General features: G+C 62.3%; 15 protein-coding genes. 1 reads left to right on the top strand and 14 read right to left on the bottom strand.

Translation table 11 applies throughout. The annotated features are described in order from the left end of the window. The 14 genes from RNZ50_08635 to RNZ50_08570 form a co-directional block, all read right to left on the bottom strand. On the bottom strand, positions 1 to 1872 hold a 1872-nt coding region (locus tag RNZ50_08635), incomplete at its 3' end, for a phage tail tape measure protein (protein ID MDT8855081.1). Continuing rightward, entirely contained in the window at positions 1869 to 2063 is a 195-nt protein-coding gene (locus RNZ50_08630; GenBank protein MDT8855080.1) for a hypothetical protein, read from the bottom strand. The genes RNZ50_08630 and RNZ50_08635, both read right to left, overlap by 4 nt. Before the next feature lie 41 nt (positions 2064 to 2104). Next, a complete protein-coding gene (locus tag RNZ50_08625) occupies positions 2105 to 2542 on the bottom strand; it encodes a hypothetical protein (protein ID MDT8855079.1) in 438 nt (145 codons plus the stop codon). After that, positions 2539 to 3480, bottom strand: coding sequence for a phage tail tube protein (locus tag RNZ50_08620; GenBank protein ID MDT8855078.1), 942 nt, complete (start codon positions 3478 to 3480; stop codon positions 2539 to 2541). Before RNZ50_08620 ends, RNZ50_08625 begins: the two co-directional genes overlap by 4 nt. Positions 3481 to 3506: 26 nt before the next feature. Continuing rightward, complete coding sequence (locus RNZ50_08615) at positions 3507 to 3923, bottom strand: acyl-CoA transferase (GenBank protein ID MDT8855077.1); 417 nt, start codon at positions 3921 to 3923, stop codon at positions 3507 to 3509. After that, complete coding sequence (locus RNZ50_08610; GenBank protein MDT8855076.1) at positions 3923 to 4552, bottom strand: DUF6441 family protein; 630 nt, start codon at positions 4550 to 4552, stop codon at positions 3923 to 3925. Before RNZ50_08610 ends, RNZ50_08615 begins: the two co-directional genes overlap by 1 nt. Beyond that, a complete protein-coding gene (locus RNZ50_08605; GenBank protein MDT8855075.1) occupies positions 4549 to 4860 on the bottom strand; it encodes a hypothetical protein in 312 nt (103 codons plus the stop codon). The genes RNZ50_08610 and RNZ50_08605 overlap by 4 nt, the downstream gene beginning before the upstream one ends. A gap of 11 nt (positions 4861 to 4871) precedes the next feature. Then, positions 4872 to 5894, bottom strand: coding sequence for a major capsid protein (locus RNZ50_08600; protein MDT8855074.1), 1023 nt, complete (start codon positions 5892 to 5894; stop codon positions 4872 to 4874). Between the two features lie 92 nt (positions 5895 to 5986). Next, positions 5987 to 6367, bottom strand: coding sequence for a head decoration protein (locus RNZ50_08595; GenBank protein ID MDT8855073.1), 381 nt, complete (start codon positions 6365 to 6367; stop codon positions 5987 to 5989). A 96-nt stretch (positions 6368 to 6463) separates the two neighbouring features. After that, positions 6464 to 7915: a S49 family peptidase gene (locus tag RNZ50_08590; protein MDT8855072.1), complete on the bottom strand. Its 1452-nt coding sequence runs from the start codon at positions 7913 to 7915 to the stop codon at positions 6464 to 6466. Continuing rightward, positions 7915 to 9429 carry a phage portal protein gene (locus RNZ50_08585; GenBank protein MDT8855071.1) on the bottom strand — a complete coding sequence of 505 codons (1515 nt, stop codon included), beginning with the start codon at positions 9427 to 9429 and terminating at the stop codon, positions 7915 to 7917. The genes RNZ50_08590 and RNZ50_08585 overlap by 1 nt, the downstream gene beginning before the upstream one ends. Beyond that, positions 9429 to 9638, bottom strand: coding sequence for a hypothetical protein (locus tag RNZ50_08580; protein ID MDT8855070.1), 210 nt, complete (start codon positions 9636 to 9638; stop codon positions 9429 to 9431). The genes RNZ50_08585 and RNZ50_08580 overlap by 1 nt, the downstream gene beginning before the upstream one ends. A gap of 10 nt (positions 9639 to 9648) precedes the next feature. Further along, the gene (locus RNZ50_08575; protein ID MDT8855069.1) at positions 9649 to 11691 is read right to left on the bottom strand and encodes a phage terminase large subunit family protein; all 2043 of its coding nucleotides are present in this window, start codon (positions 11689 to 11691) and stop codon (positions 9649 to 9651) included. Further along, positions 11639 to 12178, bottom strand: a complete 540-nt coding sequence (locus RNZ50_08570; GenBank protein MDT8855068.1) for a hypothetical protein — start codon at positions 12176 to 12178, stop codon at positions 11639 to 11641. Before RNZ50_08570 ends, RNZ50_08575 begins: the two co-directional genes overlap by 53 nt. A 140-nt stretch (positions 12179 to 12318) precedes the next feature. Between RNZ50_08570 and RNZ50_08565 the strand changes: the two genes are divergently transcribed. Next, the gene (locus RNZ50_08565) at positions 12319 to 12537 is read left to right on the top strand and encodes a hypothetical protein (GenBank protein ID MDT8855067.1); all 219 of its coding nucleotides are present in this window, start codon (positions 12319 to 12321) and stop codon (positions 12535 to 12537) included. Positions 12538 to 12539 lie beyond the last annotated feature (2 nt).

The following is a 12539-nucleotide window of genomic DNA, read 5'->3' as shown; positions in this document are numbered from 1 at the left end:
CGCCTGCTTGGAATAGTCCGCCAAGGATTGTGAGACGGCCGCCCAGCCCGTTTTGGCCACTTCGGCGGCGCTCTTGACCGCCCCACCTGCAGACTTGGCCGCGTTTGTTGCACCGTCCAAGGCCTCCGCAACGCCTGAGGCCGACGCCTGTGCCTCATCAAGCGCATCAGCCCCCGCAGCACCACTGCCGCTTACGGCATCTTTGAGCGCCTGCCAACTTGCAAGCGGCGCTGTGGCCCCTGCCGCAAGATCGCTCGCAGCCTGGCGGTAGCTGTTCGCGGTCGCAAGCGCGTCAGTGGCAAGGCCGCTCAGACCAAGATCAGGGGCGGTGAGGGGGTTTTTGGCAAAGGCGCGCTGGAACGCTTCTGCCGCCGCCGTGCCCGCCTCGGCCGAGGCCCCGGCAAAGGGGTTTGCAATATCGCCAAGGCTGATTTCGCCAATCTGGCCAAAGGTGGTCTCAATCCCGACGGCTGCCAGCGCATCCCGGATCTTGCCGGTAAAAGCGTCAATCCGCCCGAGGGCCCCATTCAGCATCGCCTCAATGCCGTCGAGCATGCGGTTCGCCGCTGTGAACACCAGATCGCCAATCACGCCGGGCAGGCGCGACCAGATTTCTTTCACGGCCAGAAGAGCGCCTTCAAAGGTGTTGGCCGTCGCATTGCCAAACCCCACCACGCTTTCGATTGCGGATGCCATGCCCATGGCCGCATCCGCTTTCAGATCGTAGAACATCGCGGTGGCCGCGGCCCCGGCCGAGCTCGCAGCCATTCTAATGCGGCCCCAAACCTCGACCGCGACGTCGTTCAAAAGACCCATCGCGGCGCCAAAGCCGCCAGCACCTGCGACAAGCCGGGTGAACCAATATACCAACTCACCTGCGCCCACGATCAGCGCGCCAACGCCGGTGCGGATCAGCGCGCCCCGCACGATGACAAGGGCTGTGGCAAGCCCGCGCACCGACAGCGCCGCTATGGCCATTGCCGCAACCCAACGCCCGGCAAAGAAGGCCGCAAAGGTTGCAGCATAAGCACCAAGCCGTCCCAGACTGTCGAAAACACCCGCAATCGCCTGGCCCAGTGGTCCCGTGGTCTTGGACACCGCCGCCAGTGCGTTGGCCACCGCTTCAAGGGCTGGTGCCGCAGCAACCGCCAGCTGGTTTGATACACCCCGCCAGATCAGCCCGAGGCGTGACAGCGCATCATTGGTGCGCTCAATCTGGTCTGCGTCCTGCTCGGAGACAACAATGCCAAAATCAGTCACATCAGCGGTGGCTTGGCGCAGCGTGGCGGTATCGATGCGCGTAAACACGAGGGCTGCGCGGTCGCCAAAGAGCTGTGACGCAACCGCCGCGCGCTCGGCCTCGGGCACAAACTCTGCCAGCCTGTCTTGGATCAAGGCAATGCGCTGATCAAGCGGCAGGCTTTGCAGCGCGCTGACTGACAGACCAAGGCGGTCAAGCGCTTCGACGGCAGGGCCAGCACCTGCCGCTGCCTGGCTCAGACGCCTTGTCAGCTGCACCGTGGCCTGCTCAACATTGCCCATCGAGACGCCAGAGAGATCAGCGGCCCGGTCCAGCACTTGCAGGCTTTTCACCGTGGTGCCCAGAGATTGCGCCATTTTGGCCTGCGCATCGACGGTTTGCAGGCCAGAGCGGATCATGGCCACCCCCGCCACCACTGTGGCCGCAGCCATAACGCCCGCGGCAAGGGCCGCCCGGCGCGATAAGGCTGCAAGCCGCGCATTGGCCAGATCCATCTCGCGGGACAAACGCCCAAAGCCATGCGTGCCCGCATCGCCAACACCTTCCAGTTCAGCGCGCACTTGCCGCCCGCCGCTGGCCGAGAGGCGCACAGAGACACGTTTTTCGGTCATAGCCCTTGTTCCATCCTCTCATTAAGTTTTTGAACCATCACCGCCTCAATGGGCGGTAACATCTCGGCTACAGCCAGCGGCGAAAGCCCAAGCGCAGAGGCCAGCGCAAAGGCCGCCGCCATGTCCCAGCCAATCACCGCATTGCCTGACGCCCCTTGCACCAAACGCAGCTGGCCGCCCAAGCGCTGCACCAGGTCCCAAACCTGCCAGCCTTCATAAGTCTGCGGTGCGTTTACGCGGCTGGGGCAGTCGAGGCAGTCTTGCTCACAGGCGGCGCAATAGGCGTCACCCCCGCCGAAGGACCACTCGGCAAGGGCGCAAAGCCGTTTTTTTCCGCATCAATCAACAGGCCTTTGGCAACATATTGGGTCTGAAACGCTTCAAACACCGGCCAAAGATCCAGCAGGGCATCAATGGCAGCCTCAGAAGGTGCAAGTGGCACGCCGTCCGCATCGCCCACCCCCTCCCAATCGAGAATGGCCAAGCGGGCCAGCGCTTTGGCAAAGGCCACCGCGCGTTCATCATCACTGGCACCAGTGGCAAGGTCTTGGATCGCAGGGTCCGCGCGCGCGGCCACCATCAGCGAGGTGGTCAGCGGGCGCAGCTGCAAACGCAGGCCTGCGATGAGATCAAGCCATTTCGGCCCGTTGGAAAGGTTGAGTTCTATCATGCATAGCTCGCGACTGAGTTGGTGAGGACAATGGTGCAAAGGCGTGCAGGCGTTGTCCCCTTCGCCGCCTGCCAATCAAACGAGGCCTGAATGCCCTGCGGCCCTTGGATCTCGATCCGAGGCCGGGGCAGATAGACCGCATGGGCCGTAAAGCTGAGGCTGGCACTGGCCCCAAGGCTGTAGCTGAACTCCAACTCGCAAGGTGCGCCGTCAATGGCTTGGGTCACCAGCGCGCTGTCAGCAAAGCGCACATCAATCTTGCCCGTCAAAGCCGCCATCGCCGGATCCGCCCCATCGATCTTGCCATCAGCGCGGATGGTCTCCACCCGCTCAAGGTTGTTGGCATAGCTAATCTCTGCCGAGACCACATGGCCAAGGGCGGTGCCATTGCGCTTGATGGAGCCGTTAAAGTGACCAAAGCGCTGCAGCGCGATTGCGGCTGGCGTGCCCGCACCTGAGACTGTGGCAATCGTCTCGCCCTGCGCGATGATCTTGGCCGTTGCTGTCAACAGCCCCGAGCGCTGCATGGTCCAGCTCAGTTGATCCAGCATGCAGCCTGAATACATCGCATAGCGTGGCACTTCCGGCATGCCGATTTCCACCGAGAAGCTCGGCAGCGCCCAAGACCCTGAGGTGAAGGTGTGGGTTTTTGGCGTGGTGCCGCTGGTGACGGGCGCGCCAAAGGTGGCCTTGAGCCAAAACCCGAACGCCTCGATATCAATCGGCACCGAGACATCACCGTCCGCCGTCACCGCATCTTTGATCGGGGCCAGCGGGTCGCGACCATAGCCCAAAAGGTCCGAGGCCAGCAGTGGTTGTTCAGCCCCCAGCGAGGTGCTGGCAAAGGGCATCAGCTTGAACCCCGTGGTCGGGGCGGTGCCATACGTCGTCTCAAAGGCAAGCGCCATCTGCGCCCGCGCGCCTTGCGCTCGTGCCATGGTAGTCTCCTCATTATGGTGGGGTGTCAGGCCAGAGGGCCGGTGGTGGTGTAATGCAGGACGATGGTGATCACCGCCGCCTTGAGGCTTGCCGCGCCCTCGACGGGCAGATCGACCGGGCGCGGCGCTTCCGCCTCAACCCAATCGCAGAGGCCACCAAGCGTGTGGTCGCCAGAGATCACAGCGCCAATCTGGCCGCAGAGCGTGGCAAAAGCCGCATCTCGGGCCACACCCTGCACGATAATCTCCAGCTCCGCGCGATGCTGGAAGTGATATAAAAGCGGCGACAGCGTCACCGCCGGATCGCCCGGATCGCCATCACGCAAGATTATGAGGCCAGAAGTTGGCACGCGTTCAGGCAGGACCTCGCCGCGCAGAACCGGGACAAACGGGATCAGCCGCAAGAGATCCGCAAGGGCGGTTAGAATGGTTTCACGTGTCATTAGACCTTGCCCTCAACCCAGTTCGCTACAATCAACCCTGGCACGCGGTCCACGGCCCGCTCGGCATCCCGCGCCAGATCAAGGCGTTTTGTGAGCTTCACTTGGGGCACCAACAAAAAGATCGGCATGGTCGCCACATTGCGCCCGGTCTTTGACTTTGACGCAACACCCAACCCACGGCTGTTCAACCGCCCTTCAGCCACCAGCAAACTGGGTCCCCGCCTGCGATAGACAAACCGCAACTTCAGACCTTGCCTGCGTTCCCATTCCCCGGGTGTGATGCGCCCGCCACGGGCTGATTTGCCCGCGGCCGCTGTCGGGATCGCCAGCCAAAACCCGTCCTTGGACCGGATCAACGGTCCGGTGTCATGCGCGCGCAGGATCACCGGCGCTTGCGACCACACCAAGGCGGCCGCACTTAGGCTGTCACCAGATTTTGGGTAAGTTTGGCTACGGATCGAGTTGGCAAGCCGCCGCCCAAGCCCCGCACCAGTGATCTGAGCACGCCAAGCGGTCTTCAGACCTGTACCCGCCTCACGCATGGCGGTTGAGACAGCCTTTTCGCCTGCTTTGATCTCGGCCGCCATCGCCGCGATCAGATCAGGCGTAAGATCGAGTTTGATCTTCATGCTGGGGCCGCCTCAATGGTCCAGATCAGCCGGTCCCGGTCGCGCACGGCTTCCCCTTGGATCAGAAACGTCTCACCCCCGATCTGGATTTGCTCTTGCGGGCGGGGATTGGGCAGTTCGGATACGCGCACATCAAAGCGGAAGGTCTCTGACCAGAGCCTTGCGGCCCCAAACTGCGTAATGCTGTCGGCACTGCGCGTAATGATGCGGAGCTTGGTGAACTGTCCCTCACAATCACGATACCAAGCTTCCTGGACAAGGTTTGGGTCCGCAAAAAGCAGATCCAGGGCCATTGCAAATGCGTGCATATCAAACGGCCTTAGGTTGAACTTGTCAGTCGGATTGCCATGCGCGGCCGCTTGTTGACCGGCAGGATCGAGCTTTCCGTCATCAGATCAATCCAGCGGCCTTTTTCATCGAGATGCTGGCGGGCATAGAGGGGCAGACCGATGGTGTTGGCCGCTTCCAAGAGATTGGCCGGCCCGCCAAAGGTGGTGAAGGTGTCAAACGTGCCCAAGGGAAAGGCAATGCCGTCGCCCGCTGGGATCAACCGCTCGGAGGTGCCGTTCGAGAGGGTGACAGAGCCGTTGTACTCTTCAAAAAGCACGCCCGCGAAGGGAAACGCGCGGCGCATGTCTTCGCGCAGGGGCTGCCCGCCCGTTGCGGAGAAGAACTTGTAGGCTTCTTCGGTTTTGGGATGGCTGATCAGCTTGTCAAAGAACTCCGAGCTGACCAGCGCATGCGCGGTGGTCATGGTCTCGCCCAAAAGGTTGTCCTCAATCGCGCGCAACACGGAGCGGACCTTTCCCTGCACGTTTGTGCCCGCAGTGCCAAAGATAAAGTCGATCGCGAGTTGCTCAAGGCCAAACTCGGTGAAGTAATTGTAAAGCGTGGTGCCAGCACCATCCTTCACAATGCCGCGCAGCGCGTTCATCTCCATATATTCGCGGGTCTGGGCATGCTTGCGGCGCATCAGCTGCAGCTTGCGGTTCATCACCTCAACCAGCGGGTCGGCTGCGTCCGAGGCGCCGAGTGCGGGCTGGCCCTGAATATCCGAGGGCAGGATCACATCATCATGTGGGATCCAAGGCAGCGCAAAGCTGCGCATGGAGCGGGCCTCGCGATTGCCGACGGTGGCAGGGGCACCGAGGGGGACCGAGGGCAGGAGGCTCAACACGCCTTGATGCTGTTCGATCACGATGGCGCGTTGCGAGACACCCTCAAAGCGAAAGAGGCCGATCTGGCCAAGGCGGGTGTAAAGATTGGGCAGGATGTTGATCGCCTGCGTCATCTCGGCGAGCGAATAGCCGCCTGCGTCAAACGGGTTACGGGTGAGGGTCATAGGAAACTCCGGCAAAAAGGGTGGGGATAGCCTTGGTTTGGGGATCATGGGCAGCGAAGCCGCCCGGCTGATGCGCCGTTGCGCGATCTGCTTTAAGCGGTATTGCGCGCAATGATGCCAAGGGCAGCGAGTTGGCCGTGCTTGGTCGCGGTTTTGGCGGCATCATCGACGGTGGTGTCAAAGACGAGGGCGGCTTTGGAGACGATGGCGGGGCCGCGCATGATCACCACGCCGATGGCATCGGCACCGGTGGCATCGACCGGGTAGAGCAGCATGGCGGCAGCTGTTTGCGCGCCATCCGTGCCGCCCGAAGTTGCCAGCTTATATTTGCCACTCGCGGTGATGCGGCCAAGCACAGCGCCGACGGTATAGGTGGTGCCCGCAAGAAGTGTCACGCTCTCGCGGGTGAAGTTCGGGTTGACCTCATATTTGAGAACATCGCCCATGGTGGATGGCTGGCGGAGCACGGTCATATCGGGGATCCTTGTGAACTGGTTGCAAAAAGAAATCCCCCGCCGGGGAGGAGCGGCGGGGGATCAGGGGGCAGGGTTTGAGGGATGAAAGGGTTTTCAGCCCTTTGCACCTGCAGAGGCCGCGCGTTTTGCGGCGGCGACGATGGGGCTTTCTGCACTTTTGGGGATGACCGGCGATGGCGGCGCTGCCACGATATCGCGGGCATCCGCCGCAGCGCTGGCGCGTTCCAGAACCATGCGGCGCAAGGCTTCGGGGGCCGTGCCTTCGCGCAGGGCCTTTGCGGCGTCTATTGCAATACCAAGCCGTCCCGCTTGTGCTGCGATTTCAGTAATGTCTGCCGCTTCAAGGCGAAGCTGGGCGGAAAGTTCGGCCCGCAGGGATGTCTGAAGGGCGGAGATGGGGTCAGCTTTTGGGGAGTTTGAAGCTGCGGGAGGGGCTGCGAGCGATTGGGAAACAAGGGCTGTAGTGGGCGGCGCTTGGGGATCCGTGCCGCCATTTGTGGCAATATCACTCTGCGATTGGCTATCTTGAGCTTCATCGGTGACGGGTTCGGTCTGTGGCAAGGTGTCGTTGCGCATGAGAGGATCCTTTCGGGATTGAATTTGGGCCGTGGTGGCCATGCGGGATGAGACGGATGCGCGGATCGGAGACAAGCTTTGCCGAAAACTGGCAAACCCACGCGCAAGATCAATGACTTCGTCGGCAAGACCCGCCGCCACAGCCTCAGCGCCGCGAAAGCTGGCAGCCTCAGTGGCGAGTGCTACCGCTTGGCTAAGTCGCGCGCCGCGTCCCGCGGCCACCGTTTCCGCAAAGAGAAACCGCAGCACATCGATTTCGCGCTGGATGTCGTCTCGGATATCAGCGGGCAGGGGCGTGTAGGGATTGGCATCGACCTTGTGCGATCCTGCGTGGATCAGCGTGACGCGCACCCCGTCTTGATCCAGCTGTCCGCTGAGATCGGCGTGCATCACCACAACACCGATGCTGCCCACCGCCCCTGTGCGCGGCAGTAAGATGCGGTCGGCCTGGCTGGCCAGCGCATAACCTGCAGAGAAGGCGTGTTCTGCCACAAAAGCCCAGACCGGTTTGCTAGCGCGAACCGCACGAATGCGATCTGCTAGGTCAAAAACACCCGCAACTTCGCCACCAAAGCTATCAATTTCCAATGCAAGGCCGCGCACGGACGGGTCGTTTGCAGCCGCCTCGATCTGGGCTGCGATCCCTTCATAGCTGGTCTGGCCCGAGGACTGTCCGATCCAGCCCCCACGATGGATAAGCACGCCAGAAATTTCAATCACAGCGATGCCATCCACCACCGCGTAGGGGGCCTCACCATGCTGGCGGTAATCGTCCAGCATCCCACCGATAAGGATGCTGGCGCGCGCTGGCGGGACGCCGGTGCTTTCCAAGCCGCCGTTTCCGTCACCAATCTCGACCCGGCGCCCAAGGATACGTGGCCCAAGGCCGGAAAGAAACGCCATGGCTTTGGAGGGCTCAACCAGCAGCGGGGTGTTGAAGGCGCGCGCGGCAATGCGGGCATGCAGCATCAGGTCTGGTCCTCAGGCTTGCGCGAAGGGTCTTGCGCGTCATCGGTTTCATCTGTTGGGTCATTATCGTCTTCTTCTTCCCCATTCTCTGTTGGGCCCGACAAAGCCTGCACACCTTGCGCGGGCGATCCGGGGCGGCGGAAGTCGAGGCCGAGCAATCGCTCGCGGCGGCGTTCGGCGGCGATTTCGCGGTCGACCTGTTCCGCGTCATAGCCACGCTCGGCGATGGCTTGGGTGCGGGATTTGAGCCCTGCCTCGATCTGGGCAATCTCGGCATTGGCATCCTTCAGGGGATCAACCCAATCCCATTTGGTGGGGAGCCAGTTGGCCGCAAGGAACTGCGACCGGTTGGCCTCATAGCCGGGCAGAACCAATGCGCCCGATAGCACGGCAGCGTCCATCCAGCGCGCATAGACGGGACGGCACAGTTGAAAGACCATCACCGAGTGCTGCCAGGCCGAAACGCGACGCCGAAATTCGATAAGGGCTAGTCGCGAGTTCGAAAAGTTCCCCTTCACCATGTCATTGGTCAGATAAGGATAAGGAATGCCCAGCGCCGAGGCGACCTGCAGCAGCGTGCGGTATTGGAACGGCTCGTAGGTTGCCCCTGAATCCGCAGGCTGGCCCACGGTCACATCCTCGCCCGGATCCAGCCGCACGACCTGGCCGGGGCTGATCTCGAAGCCACCCAACATGTCGTCATCCTCGGACGGCAGCAGGGGGTTTTCCGGGGCGGGGGAAGTGACAAACATCGCATACATTGCCGCCACCTTTTTGCGGTCCAGCTCGGCATCGTCGTATTGATCGAGCAAAAACAGCTTCACGATGGCCGGTGCCAGCTTTGACACTCCGCGCAATTGACCCGCTTCCACCGGATCGATCACATGGATGACCTCGCTTGCTGGAACCCGCACCATTTCGCCCGCCAGCCCCGGATCAGTACTGTCGCCGGGGTGCCGCCGGAGGAAGTGATAGGCCACGCGCCGCCCAACCCGGTCGAACTCGATCCCCTGACGGACGGCATTCCCATTTGCAGCCATTCCCGTTTGGTGCAGTGGCAGCATCTCGGCGGGCAACATTTGCAATTGCAGGGGCACGGAGAGCCCATCGTTTGCGCGGCGTGGCCTGATCCTGACGAAAACCTCACCGGCCAGAAACACCTCACGTGCCGCGCGCCGCTGCAGCCCGTAGAAATCGGTCAGACCTTCGCTGTCTGCTTCATCGGTCCAGGCCAGCCAAAGGCGTTGCAGCTCTTCCTTGCGCGCTGCGTCCGCGATTTGCGAGATCGGTTTGATCCCATCGCCCACGGTATTGGCAGCCCAGCTTTCAACAGCATTGGCCGCATAGCCATTGTTGCGCACCAACCAGCGGGCGCGAGCGGTGATATCAGGTCCTGACGCCGCAATCAGCGCATTCACATGGGCGCGCGTTGCTCGAAACCCGCGCAGACGGCGATGATGCTGGCCTGCATCAAAGCCACCGACAAAAGCACCGAGGCGCTGCCGCCAGTTCATCACAGGTCCTTTACGGCATGGGGGCGAGAGATCCGCCCGGCGCCGCGCTCGGCCTTTGCAATGCGCCGTTCTATGTCGAAGATGGCAGCCGCTAATTCAGCATCAGTGCCATAGGTCAGGGTTTTGCCATCATAGCTTACAGAGCGCGTGCCGCTATACCGGGCCGCGAGCAACGCGCTGTGGCGGGATTTGAGATCATCGAGGGTCATTGGGGATCCATCATTCCATGTATTTGGGCGTGCTTACCCGCCAACCGCGCTTGCGCGGGGCGGCAATCCGCCCGGCCTGAGGCTCGGACGGTGTTTCAGTGTCGGCTTTGGCTGCAACCGTGGTCGTTTCAACTCCGGCTTGTTTTTCGAGTTGTCGCCACATCCGCTCATCGAAGCGGTCGGCCCCTAGGATCCAGACGGCGGCACGGGCATAAACCCGAGTATCCAGCGCCTCGTTGCGTTCGCGCATCTTTTGCCATTCCTGGCGTGCATAGCCCCGCTTGTTACGGATCGTGACCAGTTGCTCGGCCACCAGCTGTTTCAGCCATTCGCTGTCTGCCCAGTCTGGCAGGTGGATCGTGCCCGCAGGATTTGGCGCGCCACTGGCACGGTCTACATCGCTCGGCCGCTCCAGCCGCAGATAGCGATAGGTCTCCGCCTTGAAAGTGGCGGTGGCCACCGTCCAGAGACGCGCGCCCCGCTTGAGCTTTCGACCGTTTACTGTCGCATCAACAAAGGTTGGCCCCGAGACTGGCGTTGTTCGGTTGAAGCCTTCCATGCCTTTGACGGGGGCCACCTGTGCGATGCCTTGGGTGCGGGCCCAAGCGTAGACGGCTGCCGTTTCATACCCTGTGTCGATGGCCAGCTTCGCCAGGGGCATGACAGCGCCGTGTTCATGAACCCATGTCTGGCCAAGAAGGGCCGTCAGCTTGTCCCAGCAGGCAGGATCATCCGGCCCGCCAGGAATGACGATGTGATCGACAAGCCAGCTTTCCAAACCACGGCCCCAGGCCCAGACATCGACCTCGATGCGGTCCTTCTGCACGTCCGCCCCAGCGGTCAGGAACAGTCCTCGCGCTGGGATTTGGGCCACGAACGTCTCGCGGCGATCAGCAAGGCGCTGCCATTCCGGTGCATCGCCGCTTTCAACCCATGTCTCGCCCAGCAGGGTGTTGCGCGCAGCGCGCAGCATCTCTTCCGAGCCTTGGGCCGCCAGCCACTCGCGCGCGATCTGCTGCCAGCTCTTCCAGCCCAAAGGCGAATAGAGCGCGGAGATATGGAAGCCGATGGAATGCGGGTCGGACGACACGGCCGTTGCGCGCCATTCGCCGCGCTCCAGCATCTGCGTCTTGTGGTGCTCGGCGATGGGCTTCTCACAACCCTCGCAATGATAGGCGGCGGTGTCGGGTCGCCCTTTGTCCCAGCGCAGGCGCTCAAACTGCAGCCATTGCATCGCCCCGCAACGTGGGCAGGGCACGAAGTAGCGCCGCTGGTCTGATGCCTCATACTCGCGCTCGATCCGGCTGATGCCCCGGATGGTCGGGGTGGAAACCATGAACACCTTGCGCCGGTGCGAGAATGTCGTGGTCCGGGCTTCGGCCAGCGTGACCGGATCGCCTTCCTCATCGGCAGAGGCTGGATAGGCGTCAACCTCGTCCAGAAAGATATAGCGCGCGGGCATTGAGCGCAGGCCGGTGGCAGAGTTCGCCCCGGTCAGCACCAGGATGCCACCTTGAAATTCCTTCGACAGCATCGAGTTTCCCGCGTCGCGTGACCGGGCCGGATTGACCAGCGCACGCAGCACCGGGCTTTCCGAGATCAAGGGGTCCAATCGCCCGCGCGAGGTGCGTTTTGCCATCTCCACCGTCGGCAGCACCGCCAGCATCGGGCCCGGCGCGTGGTGGATCACGAAGCCGATCCAGTTGTTGCCAGCCTCCGTCGCGCCAACCTGCGCTGCTTTCATGAAGCTGATCCGTTGCGCCGGATGGCGGGGCGACAGGGCATCCATGATTTCGCGCAAATAGGGCGCCCGCGCGGTACGATACCGCCCCGGCTCGGCCGCGCCGCGCGACGACAGCCAGCGATGTGCATCCGCCCATTCCGATACCGTCAGGTCAGGATCCGGGCGCATGCCTTTGCGCCAGCTGCGCAAGATATCCTCGGCCCCATCAAACCCAAGGTCGAGGTCTGCGGTCAGGTCATCGCTGGCGGTGCTGTCGTTATCCGAGGCTGACCCTGAGATCGGCGAGGGCTTCGAGGTGCTGTCTGACATGGGCTTCCAGCACCCTCTGCAGGATCGCGGCCTCGATTGTCACCGGTTTGGCCGTTTGTTTCTCCACCTCTGCCGCCACTTCGGCGGCCATTAATGCCGCCACCCTGCTGGGCCAGGTGATCCATGTGTCGCGTTCTTGACGCGCCAACCGGAACACCAGCGCTTCGGCGCGGGCGCGGTCAACCAGCGTACCCTTCTTCTTCTGGATGCCAAGTTGCTTGTCCTGCGCCTGGTAGACGGTCAGCGCGGTGCGGGCCTTCAGGTATGACGAGCTGTCGGCGGGGCCGCTGAAACTGCTATCGCCGCCGCCAGTGCTGCGCCGCTGCTGGTCGGGGTCGGTCATGTCGGCCCGCCGTACATCGGACGCCGCCGCGTTGATCGACCCGTCGCTGTAGACCACCAAGCGGCTGGCCTTGCGTGCCTTCTGGATCGCCCCGCGCGACAGGCCGGTATGAGCGGAATACTCGCGTTCTGACATACCTTCCATGGCGATTTCATTAACCTCAAGATATTGTAATTAAACGAAAATAACGACCTTATTCAGTTGATTACACTCCTCGATAGAGCGATTCATGGTGCAAGGCAAACGGGTGCATCGCACCCCTTAAATGAGGATCGGAGACCACCATGCGCGCACAGGAAAAGATGGGACACAGCTCGATGAGCGACGGATGGCGGGACCACACCAGCCCCGCGCAAGAGCGGGTGAACTGGGTGATGGACGAAGTCATGTCGGGGCGGATGAGCCAGGAAGGCGGAATGGTCGAGATGGCACGCGCCCACGAGATGATGCGCGAGGAAGCCTGCGCGCGCACGACCCACCCTGAGCACCGTTGGGAGGAGTGATC

It is taken from the genome of Paracoccaceae bacterium Fryx2 (genome assembly GCA_032334235.1).
GTDB lineage: Bacteria > Pseudomonadota > Alphaproteobacteria > Rhodobacterales > Rhodobacteraceae > JAVSGI01.
This window is presented reverse-complemented; position numbering and strand designations above follow the sequence as displayed.